Source organism: Geomonas oryzisoli, assembly GCF_018986915.1.
GTDB classification, from domain to species: domain Bacteria; phylum Desulfobacterota; class Desulfuromonadia; order Geobacterales; family Geobacteraceae; genus Geomonas; species Geomonas oryzisoli.
This window is the reverse complement of sequence record NZ_CP076723.1, coordinates 1,350,309-1,364,189: the sequence shown is the minus strand read 5'-3', so window position 1 is coordinate 1,364,189 and position 13,881 is coordinate 1,350,309. Positions and strand designations below refer to the sequence as shown.

Sequence of the window (13,881 nt, the reverse complement as noted above, 5' to 3'; positions counted from 1 at the left end):
TCTTTCCTTTCCAGCCGGCCTACTTCCGGCTTGCCTGTTCCGTTGCCGACACAATCGCGCCGTTTCTCAGCTTCGTCTGTCCGGCCAGGACGACGAGCTCGTTGCCGTCCAGCCCGCCCTTGATCTCGATATCCTTGTTGACCGCCGCGCCGATCTCCACCCGCTTGGTGTAGACGCGCTTCTGGTCCGGATAGTAGACGTACACCTGAGTCGCGCCCTGCGGGTCGCGCACCACCGCGTCTCCCGGGAGCGTCACCATGGACACCGTCCGGTCGCCGCGAATGGTCGCCTCCGACACCATCCCCACCCTGAGGGCATGTTCCGGATTGGGGACGCTGATCCTGGTCATGTAGGTGCGGGTATTGGTGTCGGCGGAAACGTTGATGACACGCACCGTCCCTTGGAAGGACTTACCGGGCAGGGCCGGTACAGTGATGTCAGCCTTCTGGCCAACGCTCACCAGGTGCACGTCGGTTTCCGGCACGCCCACGCTCACCTCGATCGGGTCCATGCGCACCATCTCGAAAACGGGACGCCCGGCCGCGGCGGTATCGCCCGGCTCCACGGCACGTTTGGCGATGTACCCGTCCATGGGTGCGTACAGCGTCGCATCGCCGAGCGCCTTTTTGGCCACGTCGAGATGGGCCGCCGCCTCGTGGTATCCTGCCTTCGCCAGCGCCTTGTCCTCCTTCTGCCCGCCGGCCTTGGCCTGGTCATACTCCTGTTTGGCGTGTTCGCAGGCGGCCTTGTACTTCTGGAAATCGTTGGGCGCCAGGCTCTTCGAGTCGTAGAGCATCTTCATGCGCCGGTACTCGTCCTCGGCCCGCTCAAAGGCGATGCGCGCCTGCTCCAGGTGCTCGGGGCGCGCCGAATTCGTCGCCTTTTCCAGCGCGGCTTGGCTGCTGGCCAGTTGGGCGGCGGCCCCTTTGACGGAGAGGTTGAAATCGGTGGGATCGATCCTCGCTAGGACCTGTCCCTTCTTGACGAACTCACCCTCCCGCGGCCCCACGAACACCACCTTTCCGGACACCAGGAAGGAGAGGGTCGCCGGTGCATTGGGTGTGGCGACGGTCCCGCTCACCGAAATAATCTCGCGCTCCTGGACCTTCTGGACCCGCCCCACCACCACCGGCACCGCATCCCCTTTAGCTTCCTTGTTGTGTTGCTCGCCACTACATGCCGCCAGCGCAATTCCCACTGCCGACAGGCAAACGGCCTTCACTGCCGTCTCGAATCTACCTTTCATTGTGATGCTCCTTTTCCTTGTTATTTTCTTCATCGTCGACGGGTCGCACGGGACGCGAGCTGAAAGCGACGATGATCACCAGGACCCACAGAACAAATGTCGCTGCCAGCACGAGTTGCATGGTCGGTCTCCTCTTTAGAAACGGCGGGCAAGTCCCAGCAGTTTGCTGCGGACGGCTTCGTATTCCTCCCAGGAACCGGTTTCCGGGTCGTCTCCCTTGAGCAGAACCGTTTCCTGATGTGCCACACCGAGCACGTTGAGCACAGAACGCAGGTAGACGACACTCTGGTCGCGCTCACCGCCCAAGCTGTACGCCGCGGTGGCGTGCAGGTGCAGGGATTTCCTGGGGAGGCCGCGCAGCATCCCTTCGCTGCCGTAAGGTGTCAGCCGGTAGGTACGGTCGAGAACGCAGGTGGCATCGACGTACATCTTGAACTCCGCCGGCAGCCACAGGTTCAGGCTGTGGGTGACGAAGACATACTTGTCGCACCTGAGAAACTGATCTGCCATGCGCCAGATGCGGTTGATCTTGTGCCGCTCTTCGTCCGAGAGCAGGGCGTGGTCCTCACCGCGCTCGACACGCGCCCAGGCGTTGAGGACGTCCTGATCGACGCGCTGGATGCTGTCGCGGTACACATCGAGCACCTGGACTTCGTCCCGCGGGTTCAGGCGCAGGTACTCCTCCAGGAACTCGGAACCGAGCAGCAGGCTGCGGGACTGCGCCTCGGCTTTTACGTTACCGGTGACATAGAGAATGGTGGCCATGAAGTAATCCTTTCCGTTGCATTTCTTGCCTCTCACATAGCGACGACCATGCCAGCCATAGTTTTGGCGTGATTTCAAAGTGTTACAAAGAAAGCTCAAGTCATGTTCACAATATGCCGTAATAACTGTTGTGGTATTTTGTGAAACAAGGCAGGATTACAGCATTTGGTGATTGGGCATCTATGCAAGCGACGGGATGCGGCGAAGAAGCAAGGAAGGGAAGGCAACAATGACCAACAGCGATGAGTTCATCAAAGAGATAACCCTAAGAATCTGCAGCAGCCTCGATATCAATGAGTCTGTGAGCAGCGCCTTTGACTACCTGAGAACTCAGATCCCGGTAGACCTGCTCACCCTCTTCATCCTCGACGAGCGACTGGGAGCGGTAAGGCGCATAGCCAACGCCTTCGAGAACAGTGGCCATGTCACCGTACCGGAAGAGATCCTGCCGCTTCCTGAAGGACTGCTGGAAAAGGTCGCTGCTCGCAATTTCTCGGCACCGTTTATCGTGGACCCCGAACATGACGAGATCTTCCGAGCCTTAGCGCCGGTAATGAATTACAAAGGTATTACCGACCTCATGGTCCCCTTGAGGATCAGGGGAGAACTACTGGGCGGGTTGGTCCTGCGAGCGGGGGGGGAAGGGAGATACACGGCGGAGCAGGTCGAGCTGATTGGTGGGATTGCTAAGCCGTTTGCAATAGCGCTGGCCAACGCCCTCGCCCACGAGGAAGTGCTGCGCTACCAGGCGGTGCTGCTGGACGACAAGCGCTTCCTGAACCGTGAGCTGTACGGCGGCGCCGCGGAAGACATCATCGGAGCCAACACCGGGCTGCGCAACGTGATGGAGATGGTGCGCCAGGTGGCGCCGCTCAACAACACGGTACTGCTCCTCGGCGAAACTGGGACCGGCAAGGAACTGATAGCCAATGCCATCCACTTTTCGTCGCCGCGCAAGCAGGGTCCGTTCATAAAAGTGAATTGCGGCGCGCTCCCCGACAGCCTCATCGACAGCGAGCTGTTCGGTCACGAGCGGGGAGCGTTCACCGGAGCCCTTGCCGAGAGCAGGGGGAGATTCGAGCGTGCCGACGGGGGAACCATTTTCCTGGATGAGATCGGCGAGCTGCCGCTGTCGGCCCAAGTGCGGCTGTTGCGGGTGCTGCAAAATCACGAGGTGGAGAGGATGGGAGGCAAGAGAGCCATCCCCGTCAACATCAGAGTGATCGCGGCCACGCACCGCAACCTGCAGAGCATGATGACGGAAGGGAGCTTCCGCGAGGACCTGTGGTATCGGTTGAGCGGCTTCCCCATCATCGTACCGCCGGTGCGGCAGCGCAAAGAAGATATTCCCGCCTTGACCCGCCATTTCCTCGCGGTCAAAAGCAGGGAATTCGGCATGGCACTTCCCCCCACGGTGGCCCCCGGGGCGCTGCTGCGGCTTATGGAATACGATTGGCCCGGTAATGTACGGGAGTTGGAAAACTTGGTCGAGCGTGAGCTGATCCGGCATCGCGGAGGGCCGTTGGCCTTTGACCTGATCGGCTCCAACCATACAGCAGAGGCAAAGACCGTTGCCGCCGGCAACGCAGCGCCGCCTCCTCCTTCGACACTGGACCAGGCGATGTCTGCCCACATCATCGAAGCCATGAAAGCCGCCAACGGAAAGATCCACGGTCCCGGCGGCGCCGCCGAGTTGCTCGGGATGAACCCGAACACCCTGCGCTGGCGTCTGGACAAGCTGGGCATCAGCTACCGTCGCCGGAAGCGTGAAAAGGGCATGCCCGGAAAGTAACCGGGCCTCGCTGTTACCGTTTTCTCAACTCTTCTACATCCCTAGCAGGAACCTTGTGCTGAGGGGGTGAAGGAAAAGGGGTGTCGCGCGGAGGTTGTGCAACTGGGGACAACCGGTGCTCAGAGACTGACTTCGGCTTCAGGACCAGGTGAACGAAGGCTGGCAATGATCCAGTAGATCGACATCGGCAAGGCCAGATGGACGACGCTGCCGATCGCCAGAAAAGAGAAGAGTCCGAGTTCTCCAGAGGCGACAGCCTGAAGACACCCCATGGTGATGAAGAACGCGCTCAAAACGAAGATGAATCCCGCTCCAAACAGGGTCATGCCTGCCATCTGCCAGTCCCCCTTTTTCTGGAGCGGGAACATCAGTCCCAGATAAATCGCCTGGTTCACCTGTTCCATCATGTTGTCCAACGGAATGACGACTTCCGCCCCCCGGTACACCATGACCTCTCCGTCAAGTATGATGGCGGAGAGAGTCTCGTGACTGAGCAGCCTGTAAAAAGTACTGCTGGTTGCGGCCAAAACCTTGCCGTAAGGTTCGCGAAGGAGCAGGAGCAGGGCGTAGGCGGCGAGTGAGACAGCGATGACCTGTCCCACCCGCCGTGCGGTGTCTTTGGAGACAGAGAAGCCCCCGTCCACCCAGAACTTCCATATGGAAAAGACCAGGAGAGCGAAGGCTATGACCCAGAGGTAGTCGTGAAAAAGGTTGAAGGCAGCGACAGAGACAGAGCCGATCACGCCGGTGACCATCAGGCGGCAGGCATTGGCAAGCACAATCACCGGCACGGCAACGACGACGCCAAGGAGGCGGTAGCCGATGCGGTGACGCACGTACAGCAGCATGGCTGAAGCCACTATGACAATGTAGTCGGCAGCCGTGCACTGCCTGATGATGCGCATGGCAAACCCGTTCACGGTCAGAACGTCTCCCGTCCCGGACGTGGCTATCCCGAGCACGGTTCCAAGAGCCGTGGTAACCGCCATGGTCAGGTTGCGCCAGGCCGTCCAGTAACCTTCGGGGAGGTTGCCCAGAAGGGTCACCGCGGTGATGGTGCACCAGATGAAGGCGATGGCGAAAAAGGTGCCAGGGTGCCCCTTTGCACTCTGCGTCTGTGCGGCATCTGTCATCGGTTCTTACTTGCGGCTCTTCCAGAATCCGTAGGCGGCTACCGCTGCTACGGTCACAGCGCTCATCTCCGCACTGCCCACCGGCGTGGCAGGAATGACCGGAGGAGCCGGAGGGCCGGCCCAGCACGAGGAGCAGAGGTTGAGTCCTGCGACAAGGATCAAAGCCGCGCTTTCCACGATTTTTTGTACTGTCAGTTTCATTGTCGTATCCCCTTTTACGGCTGCTCCGCGACTATCTGGAGTCTGGCGACCGAACCCGGTCCAGGAGCAGAAAGTATGTACTCGTTCTTGGTAAGTTCGACCTGCCTGTTCCCCTCTTTTGCGGAAACCCTTACCTGCTTCGGAAGCTGACTCTGCTCAGGCACGATGCCGACCACAAGGGGCGTCCCCTTGGGCAGACTCGTGGTGATGCTTACGTCCCACTGCTTTTGTTTGGCAGGCGGCCGGGTGTCTCCTCGCAGCTCCCTGGCCGGGCGCCACTCGGGGTGACTGACCACGGCGCTGATGAAAGGCTCCCCCATGTCGGCGTTCAGGTTGCCGGGGGAGATGATGTCATAGGCATTGTCGAAGCCGTCGGTGGCCTTTTGATGTTCTGCCAGGACCACGTAGTCGTACAGCTGCCCGCTCGACACCCGGACCGTGGCGGTCATGGGCTCGAAGCCCATGGCCGCCACGGTGGTCAGGGCAAGCAGCACGGCAGTTATGGCAAAAGCACGGGTCACCTGATGCTCCTACTTGATGGTAAGGACGTGGTTGACGGTATCGAGGTTCAAGATCCAGTATCCTTTCCACGGCTCGACCTGCGGGTTCCCGCTCACAATGGACCACGAGTCATAGGTGGTTCCGTTCCACCAGTAGATGCCGCCGCCTATTTTGTTACTGATTACCGCGTTGCCCAAAGCCGCTCCATCGATCAGCCAATTGATCGCTATGTCGCTTTTGACTGTACTGTTCGGATTCGCGACCATGGTCCAGCCGGGTTTGAGAGTGACGTTCACGCTCTGGGGGGCGCTGGTTCCGTTATAGGCCAACGTGGTGGCACCACTGCTGGTCTTGACGAAGTAGCCATTGCCGGGCTGGAGCGATGCCGCGATGCTGTACGAACCAAGAACCGTGTTGCTGCTTTCCGCAGTGGCACCAGTCGGAACCCATTGGTACACGGAACTGACCGAATTACCAAAGAGCGTTGCCGGCGCAACCCCGGTCGTGTCGTAGGGAACAGCGATGATGTTCCAACCGTTGTACAGAGGCGTTCTCACTGTCATAAACACCGTCTGGGACGGATCGTTGTCAGAGGAGACGCTGTATTTGTAGATCGTGTTGGGTTTCAGTGCCGTGGTTTCGGTGAACCTGGTTGCGGTGCCGGTGTACGCTGTCACCGCGGTGCCGGTGCCATCCGTGCGTTTCACGGTGAAGGCAGTTCCCTCTTTGCCCCCGGTGTAATCGCCGGTGGGGAGCCCGGTTACGACGGCAGGAATCGTGCTGGCGAGCTTGGTGGCCGAGCAATAACCTGTGGCGCCACCGTAGAGCCCACTGCATCTCCAACTCCACGGGCCGCTGCCGCTGACCGCAGAGGGGGTCCCGTCGGTGCACAGGTTTGCCGCGGGCACGGAACTGACTACGCTGCCATGGGCCGAACCGCAGGAACCGTTCACGGCGGCAGTGGAAACTGTAATGGTGAAGGCTGACAGTGAGGCCGAACCCGAACTGTTGCTGGCGCTGATGACGATGCCCGGGTAGGTCCCGGCGTTACTGTTGGTGGGAATCCCGCTGAGCGTCCCGGTCGCGCTGTCGAAGGTTGCCCAGGACGGCTTACCGGTGATGGTAAAGCTGACGGCATTGGTGGCCGTCGGAGTAAAGCTGAACAGGTTCCCGGCGGTCACCCCGGTTGCGGGGGTGCCGGATATGGTCGGCGGGTAAATGATGGTGTACGTCGCCGACCGAATGCCCTCGGCATTGCCGGCCTTGTCGCTGGAGAAGAAGCGGATCACGCCCGATGCGGACATTACGATCGGGTCCTTGTAGGCCGTACCCGGGGTGCAACCGGTGCCGAGGCAATACATGGTCGTGACGCAGCCGCTCCCGGTGCCGTCGTTGCAGCTGAGGGCCACACTCTGGGCCGAGCTGTAGGTACCTTCACCCGGTACCGGGCTCGTCACCGGTGCCGTCTCATCCAGTGCCACTACGGCGATACCGAACGGGTTGGTGATTGCCCCCCCAGAGGTGAGGACGGCCTGTGCACCTGTGGTCGGGTCCACCGAGACTACCGATGCATTACCGGCACTTGCCACAAGAACCTTGCCGCCGGCATAGGTGATGCCGCTGGGAGCCGCTATGCTGCCGCCAGCGGTGAGGATCTGCTGAGCACCGCTGGTCGGGTTGATGGCGATGACGTTGTTGGTGCCCATGGGGCCGTCGGCGACCACGATGCGGCCGTCATCGAGAAGGGCAAGGTCAGCGGGGACGGCGAGGTTGCCGCCGTCCGAGATGACGGTCTGGGCGCCGGTCTCCGGATCGATCCGCAGTACCTGGCTCGGTTTACCGGCGAACGCCCCGACGTCTGTGACCAGAATGTCGCCATTGGCAGACACCCTCACGCCGGCCGGGAAGTCGATCTGGTTGCCGGAGAAGATGGTGTCGGCAGCTCCGGTCCCGGGATTCACCCGGTACAGCCCTGCGGTGGTCCCGACCAGGAGCTCGCCGGAACGCTCCACCGCGATCCCGATCGGCATGGAGAAGACACCGGGGGCGACCACGCTGGACTGGTCGCCGGTAAAGCGGTCGACACGGAGGACACCGTTGTTCTCGTCCACCACCACCAGGTTGCCGTTCGCTTCCAATGCGATGCCGCGCGGATTGCTGAGCTGACCGCCAGAAGCAAAAGTTCCCTGCTGGTGCGTCGTCGGATCGTAAATGGCGATGCTGCCGCCGGAGGTTTGGGTCTGGCCGTTGGTCACCAGAATGCGGCCGCTCTTCAGTTGCGGGTGAATGTTGACGGTGCAGGTGGCAGGCGCGGAAGTGAGCAGCCCGTCGCTGGCCGTAAAGGTGAAGGTATCGGTACCGAACGCACCGTCGTTGGGAGTGTAGGTGAAGGTCCCGGCGGCGGGATCGACGATCGTCGCGACCCCTTTGCTGCCGTTAGTTGCAACGGCATAGGTCAGCTGCTGCGCCGGAAGATCGTAATCCGTAGCCGTGAGGATGCCGGCCAGAGTCGTGTTTTCAGCCGTAGTCGAAGTGACGGCCACCGGCACCGGAGCCTGGTTGGCGATGTTGATGAAGAAGGTACCGGGCGCGGCGGCGTCGGCCAGACCGTCATTGACCTGGAAGAGGAAGCTGTCGGACCCGTTGGCCCCGGCGTTAGGAGTGTACGTGAACGCGCCGGTGCTGGCATTGGTTATTTCCACGGTTCCCTTGGAAGGGTTCGCGAGAATCCGGAAGGTGAGCGACTGGGGCGTGCAGTCGTCGTTTGTTGCCGCAAGCGTTCCGGTGAGGGGCCTTCCCATGGAGGCGCCGGCGCTGCCATTGACAGCGACGGGCAGACGGTTGGGATGGTTGATGGCGATCCGGAACGAGTAGCTTGTGTAGGTCCCGGTGGGGATGGACGCGCCTTGACTGTCCTTCACGCTGAACTGGAAATCGTCGTTCAGACTGCAGTTGCCGTTGTGAACGTACTGCAGCCGCCCGTCGTCGATGTCCTTCTGCGTGAAAGTCGCGCTCGGCGCAAGATCGGCGCCGGCGAGCTTCAGTGTTCCCTCGTGGGGAGGTCCGCCGTTGCCGCCGCCGGCGGCGAGGGTGTAGACGATCTGCGCCGTGGTGCTTTCGGCGTCGGTGGACTGCAGCACGGCACTGGTCACGGCGGCGGAAGCCCCACGGTCCGCTAGAAGCTGGTTGTTGGCGGTAAGCTGCGGAGGCGAATTGACCAGCACGTTCACGACCTTCGTGGTGGTCGAGATGCCGTCGGAGATGCTGATGGTGACCTGGGCGCTCCCGGTCAGGCCGGCTGCGGCCGTCACCGTCAGGCTACGATCCGCCCCACTGCCGCCAAGGACGAGGTTGGCGTTGGGGATAAGGGTCTGGTTGGAAGAGGTTGCCGAGATGGCAAGACTGCCGGTGCCGTTGTCGCTGTCGGCTAACGTGAAGAGATAGGTTCCGCTTCCACCTTTCTGGATTACGAGGTCGGCTGACCCGGCTACGCTGGGAGCGTCGTTTTTGTAGTAGAAGCCTGCGGTGAAAGAGCTGTAGACGCTGTAGTTCAGGCTGTACGCCGAATGGTAGGTGTCGAACAGGTTGTATGCCGGTTGGAACGGTCCGGCCGGACTGGTTGCGGCCTCGAAGATGAAGTTGGCCTTGAAGGCCTGGCCGTAGGTGACCGGGACGATGGCGCCCACACTGGCCGCAAGCCCGTAGTTCGTTGCCGTGGTCAGGGCCAGGGGGGTATTGTCGGTCTTCTTCAGCGTCAGCGTGAAGCGGGTGTAGATCGGGATCCCCTGGACCGATGTCTGGCCGGTCCAGACCGCGATACCGTTGGGGAGGTTGGACTGAGCCGCCTGGTACGTGTGGATTTCGTTGCCCGTATAGGTGCTGCCGTCGAAGGAGATCTTGATCTCGTTCGCCGCCGGTCCCCACCAGGTCGGGTTGGTGGCGGCAAGGGCCACGTTGTCGAAGGTCCAGGTCATGCCGCCCGAGCGGCCGATGGCCCCTTCCGCACCGGTGTCGGTGCGCGTCACGCCGCCGGGGGGAGGATAGGTCGGGCCGTAGATGGGTACGCTGAAGCTCCAGGAGGTATCGGCAGCCGGATGTGCCCCGGCAGCGCTGCGGGTGCCGGTATTGACCACGGCGTTCAAGGTAACGTTCTGGGAGAGAGGAGAAGATGGGGTGAATGTGGCTGTTTTGGTGACCGAGTCATAGGAGACCGCACCGGACACGGCGGTTTCATAGGGCGAGGTGGGGACATCATTTAAATCCCCCCACACGACCACAGTACCGTCCTTGAGCAGGGCAAGAGTGTGCTCCCCCCCTAAGGCAATGGCGGCCACACCGCCGAGCCCCGCTGGAACATTTGTTTGGCCAACTGAGTTGCTCCCCCAGGCGACAACCGTTCCATCGTTTTTCAGCGCAGCGGTGTGACTGGAACCAGCCGCTATGGCGGCAACACCGCTGAGACCAGTTGGTACGCTCGCTTGGCCAAATTCGTTGTCACCCCAGGCAACAACAGTCCCGTCGTTCTTCAGTGCAACAGTGTAAAGGTCACCAGCGGCGATAGCGGCAACACCGCTTAAACCCGCAGGGACGTTCGTTTGTCCGTAGCCATTGTCCCCCCAGGCTACGACTGTCCCGTCGCTTTTCAGTGCAACCGTATGCCTACCACCAGCGGCGATGGAGACAACACCGCTGAGACCAGTGGGAACACTCGCTGGTTCGCCCCCCCCCCATGCGACAACGGTTCCGTCCTTTTTCAACGCAACAGTGTGGTAACAGCCGGCTGCAATGGAGGCAACACTGCTGAGACCGACAGGCACGCTCGCTTGTCCAAAACCGTCCCCCCCCCACGCGACCACCGTCCCATCATTTTTTAGTGCCACAGTATGATAACAACCAGCGGCGGTAGAGGTAACACCGCTGAGCCCTAGGGGGACATTCGTTTGTCCGTTACTGTTGTACCCCCAGGAGGCAATGGTCCCGTCATTTTTCACCGCAGCGGAATGAAACAAATTTGTTGCGATGGAGGCAACACCATTGAGGGCAGCAGGAACACTGGCTTGACCATACCCATTGTCTGCCCAAGCGACTACTGTACCGTCGTTTTTCAGGGCAACATTGTAATAGTAGCCAGCGGCGATGGCGGCGACCCCGCTGAGACCTGCGGGTACGCTCGCCTGGCCAACCATGTTATTTCCCCAGGCCACAAGCGTTCCATTGTTTTTAAGCGCGATGGTATGGAAAGCGCCAGCGGCGATGGCGGCTACACCACTAAGGCCCTCCGGGACACTCGTTTCGCCGTATTCGTTATCCCCCCACGCGATAACCGTCCCGTCTGCTTTCAGCGCAACAGTACTGGAATCACCTGCGGTGATGGCGGCAACACCGCTAAGACCTGCAGGTACGTTCGTTTGGCCGCTTCCGTTATACCCCCACGCCACAACCGTCCCATCGTTTTTCAGTGCAACTGTGTGGTAACCACCAGCGGCAATGGCCGAAACGCCGCTGAGACCTGCCGGTACTCTCGTTTGGCCGTCTCCGCCATTCCCCCAGGCGACAACCGTCCCATCGCTTTTAAGTGCCACTGAATGGGAATACCCAGCAGCTATAGCGGTAACACCGCTCAGACCTTCAGGGATGCTCGTTTGCCCGTTTCCGTTATTCCCCCAGCAGACAACCGTCCCGTTGCTTTTCAACGCAACCGTATGATAACTACCCGCGGCGACGGCGGTAACACCGCTGAGACCTGCCGGTACGCCCAATTGGCCGTACGAGTTATCCCCCCACACCGCCACCGTCCCATCGTTTTTCAATGCCACAGTGTGATATCCACCAGCGGCAACAGCCTTTATCCCGACCTTTTTCGCCAAGGTGAAACTGCCGCTGGTGATGGTCTGTGGATCCATCGCCTCGCTGAACGTCGCCGTGACGGCCGTGTTGGCAGACACATTGCTCGCGCCGTCCGCCGGGCTCTTCGCCGTAACCGTAGGTGCAGCCCAGGCCGTCTGCCCACTCAGGACCAACATCATGCCCAGCAGCGGGAACAACCACCTCCAAGTACTCAAAGTGCGTATTCTGACCATTCGCTCCTCCTCATTCAATGAAGACACAACATAGGGAATCGCATCCCCGTGCAAGGTTCGATTAGGCACCACTATGGCAATTCGTGGGCCATCCTCAAATTCATGTCATTCCAAGGGCTTTCCTTCTCATTAATAATATGAATTTGTACATATTCGGAACAGAGTGTACGAAATCGGCACAACGCTGTTTTTGGCGTAGAACCATCCATGATGGGAGAATCCCCTCCTGTCCGCCTTTAACAAAGGTTCATCCGGAAATTCCGGGAGAACGACGTCCGGATCCCCCCCTCCCCTTGCGGGAGGGGGTTAGGGGGTGGGGGAGCTAGCCATGTTTTCCACAACTTGCAGTCTCACCCACCCCCCGCCCCCCTCCCGTCAAGGGAGGGGGAGGCCATTCGGAGAGGTTGCACCGGAATTCCCGGATTAACCTTTCAACAAGGGGTGACGTTTGGGCACGGGGAGGCAGATAGATGGGAGATAGATGCAGGGGCGATTACTGTGAGGCTAATCGAGGGAAAGGCTATTTGGTACGGTAAAAGACCCTGCGGTCGGTCTTGAGAAGCTGTGCGGCGAGGGATTTGTTGTTGTTACAGCGGGTAAGGGTGATGTGAAGCGCCTTGTTGATGATGGCCTGCAGTGAGAACTCGTCGGGCTCCAGGGTGATGTGCAACTCGAAAGGCTGGTCGTTGCCGCCGCTCAGTCTGAGTTTCCGGCGCTCCCCCCTCCCCACCGGGTGTCCCGCGTTCAGAAAGGCCAGATGGGACGGGCCGATCAGTTCGTTGTCCACCATGATAGCCGCACGTTCCAGCGAGTTCTTCAACTCCCTGATGTTGCCCGGCCAATCGTAGCCAAGCATGACGTCCATGCCGCGTTTGGAGATCCCCGGCAGCGGCTTCCCCATCTCCTTGCGCAAATATCCCAGGAACTTGTTAACCAGAAGCGGTATCTCTTCCTTGCGCTCGCGCAGGGGTGGAATGGTGATGGGAAAGGCGTTGACCCGGTGGAACAGGTCGGAGCGGAAACGTCCCTGCTGAACCAGGTGCCTCAGGTCATGGTGGGTGGCGACGATGATGCGGAAGTTCGCCTTCACCGAACGGTTCGAACCAACCGGCAGATAGCTGCGGTCCTCGATGACCCGCAGCAACTTCACCTGGAGCTCGAGGGGCATGTCCCCGATCTCGTCGAGCAGGATGGTCCCCTGCCTTGCCAGGCCGAACATCCCCTCCCGATCTTTGTCAGCCCCGGTGAAGGCACCGCGCACATGACCGAAGAGTTCGCTCTCCAACAAAGTCGCAGGTATCCCGGCACAGTTGACGGCGACAAAGCGGTGATCGGCTTTGCCGCTGCCGGCATGAATGGCGCGCGCAAGGACTTCCTTGCCGACCCCGCTCTCGCCGTACAGGGCAACGGTGGTCTGCGGATAAGACACGACCTGCTCAGCCATCTGAAGAACGCTGCACATCTTCGGCGAGCGGCTCACGATCTGCTGGAAGGAATATGTGCCGGAGGACAGGCCGGTGGCCGGGCCGGCTGTGTTCCCCGCGTTCAGGGACTTGGTGATGCTGGCGGAAAGATCGGAGCTGTTAAAGGGTTTGGCAATGAAATCGGTCGCCCCCTGTTTGATCGATGCGACGATGGCATCGACCGAACCGTGGGCAGACAGGACGATAAAAGGGATGTGGCTGAAAAGCTCCCTGGTTTGGGAAAGAAACTGGATGCCGTCCATTTCAGGCATGACAAGGTCCAGTATGACAAGATCTATGTTGCACTCACTCAGAAGCCGCAATCCTTCACTGGCGCTTTGGGCAAAGACCGAGCAAAAGCCCCACGCTTGCAGAAGCACACTGAGGAGCGAGCGCGCTGTAGGATCGTCATCTATGACAAGTACAGTTTCATTTGCCACGACCACCTCAGGAGGTAGCACTACTGCCGGTAAATAGGGGATGACTGTGATAATGGTGGTGCACACTATATCCCATTCGCAGATTGATATCTATGGATTAAAAGCCACAAAAGCTTCCCAGATAGCTGAAATTTCGCATCAAAACCAGCAAGCTACAGTTCCGTACACGACCGTCTCCCCCCCGCATTTACCTACGGAAATTACTTACCTGAATTGTGACCTGTGACCATTGTCGCGTCCGCTTTCTCCAGTACCATTAA

General features: G+C 60.1%; 10 protein-coding genes and 1 pseudogene. 2 read left to right on the top strand and 9 right to left on the bottom strand.

Going from position 1 to position 13,881, the window contains the following annotated elements; translation table 11 throughout:
- Positions 1-19: 19 nt before the first annotated feature.
- Genes KP004_RS06055 through KP004_RS06050 form a run of 3 tightly spaced genes read right to left on the bottom strand, consistent with a single transcriptional unit; the run spans position 20 to position 2,047 of the window.
- Complete coding sequence (locus tag KP004_RS06055) at positions 20-1,246, bottom strand: efflux RND transporter periplasmic adaptor subunit (RefSeq protein ID WP_216801463.1); 1,227 nt, start codon at positions 1,244-1,246, stop codon at positions 20-22.
- Complete coding sequence (locus KP004_RS21275) at positions 1,236-1,367, bottom strand: hypothetical protein (RefSeq protein ID WP_275423151.1); 132 nt, start codon at positions 1,365-1,367, stop codon at positions 1,236-1,238. Before KP004_RS21275 ends, KP004_RS06055 begins: the two co-directional genes overlap by 11 nt.
- A gap of 14 nt (positions 1,368-1,381) precedes the next feature.
- The gene (locus tag KP004_RS06050; RefSeq protein ID WP_216801462.1) at positions 1,382-2,047 is read right to left on the bottom strand and encodes an NAD(P)H-dependent oxidoreductase; all 666 of its coding nucleotides are present in this window, start codon (positions 2,045-2,047) and stop codon (positions 1,382-1,384) included.
- A 193-nt stretch (positions 2,048-2,240) separates the two neighbouring features.
- On the opposite strand from KP004_RS06050, the gene KP004_RS06045 reads away from it, so the two are divergent.
- A complete protein-coding gene (locus KP004_RS06045; RefSeq protein ID WP_216801461.1) occupies positions 2,241-3,803 on the top strand; it encodes a sigma 54-interacting transcriptional regulator in 1,563 nt (520 codons plus the stop codon).
- Between the two features lie 119 nt (positions 3,804-3,922).
- Here the strand turns inward: KP004_RS06045 and KP004_RS06040 are convergent, their stop codons facing one another.
- The 5 genes and pseudogenes from KP004_RS06040 to KP004_RS21460 all read right to left on the bottom strand — a co-directional run.
- Positions 3,923-4,936, bottom strand: coding sequence for an exosortase/archaeosortase family protein (locus KP004_RS06040; protein WP_216801460.1), 1,014 nt, complete (start codon positions 4,934-4,936; stop codon positions 3,923-3,925).
- Between the two features lie 6 nt (positions 4,937-4,942).
- The gene (locus KP004_RS06035) at positions 4,943-5,137 is read right to left on the bottom strand and encodes a hypothetical protein (protein ID WP_216801459.1); all 195 of its coding nucleotides are present in this window, start codon (positions 5,135-5,137) and stop codon (positions 4,943-4,945) included.
- A 14-nt stretch (positions 5,138-5,151) separates the two neighbouring features.
- On the bottom strand, positions 5,152-5,658 hold the full coding sequence (locus KP004_RS06030) for a hypothetical protein (RefSeq protein WP_216801458.1): 507 nt from the start codon (positions 5,656-5,658) through the stop codon (positions 5,152-5,154).
- 9 nt (positions 5,659-5,667) lie between these two features.
- The gene (locus KP004_RS06025; protein WP_239026966.1) at positions 5,668-9,972 is read right to left on the bottom strand and encodes a cadherin-like domain-containing protein; all 4,305 of its coding nucleotides are present in this window, start codon (positions 9,970-9,972) and stop codon (positions 5,668-5,670) included.
- A gap of 69 nt (positions 9,973-10,041) precedes the next feature.
- Positions 10,042-11,583 (bottom strand): annotated as a pseudogene (locus tag KP004_RS21460) (RCC1 domain-containing protein); the annotation flags it as partial.
- Here KP004_RS21460 and KP004_RS21100 point away from each other — a divergent pair.
- Positions 11,507-11,752 carry a hypothetical protein gene (locus KP004_RS21100; RefSeq protein ID WP_239026965.1) on the top strand — a complete coding sequence of 82 codons (246 nt, stop codon included), beginning with the start codon at positions 11,507-11,509 and terminating at the stop codon, positions 11,750-11,752. The pseudogene KP004_RS21460 and the gene KP004_RS21100 overlap by 77 nt on opposite strands.
- A gap of 486 nt (positions 11,753-12,238) precedes the next feature.
- Here KP004_RS21100 and KP004_RS06020 read toward each other — a convergent pair whose 3' ends face one another.
- Complete coding sequence (locus KP004_RS06020) at positions 12,239-13,561, bottom strand: sigma-54-dependent transcriptional regulator (protein ID WP_239026964.1); 1,323 nt, start codon at positions 13,559-13,561, stop codon at positions 12,239-12,241.
- Positions 13,562-13,881: the final 320 nt, after the last annotated feature.

Excerpts from the sequence above, each read along its gene's own strand:
- KP004_RS06035 (WP_216801459.1), bottom strand. The coding sequence starts at position 5,137 with ATGAAACTGACAGTACAAAAAATCGTGGAAAGCGCGGCTTTGATCCTT.
- KP004_RS21275 (WP_275423151.1), bottom strand. The coding sequence starts at position 1,367 with ATGCAACTCGTGCTGGCAGCGACATTTGTTCTGTGGGTCCTGGTGATC.
- KP004_RS06055 (WP_216801463.1), bottom strand. The coding sequence starts at position 1,246 with ATGAAAGGTAGATTCGAGACGGCAGTGAAGGCCGTTTGCCTGTCGGCA.
- KP004_RS06045 (WP_216801461.1), top strand. The coding sequence starts at position 2,241 with ATGACCAACAGCGATGAGTTCATCAAAGAGATAACCCTAAGAATCTGC.
- KP004_RS06040 (WP_216801460.1), bottom strand. The coding sequence starts at position 4,936 with ATGACAGATGCCGCACAGACGCAGAGTGCAAAGGGGCACCCTGGCACC.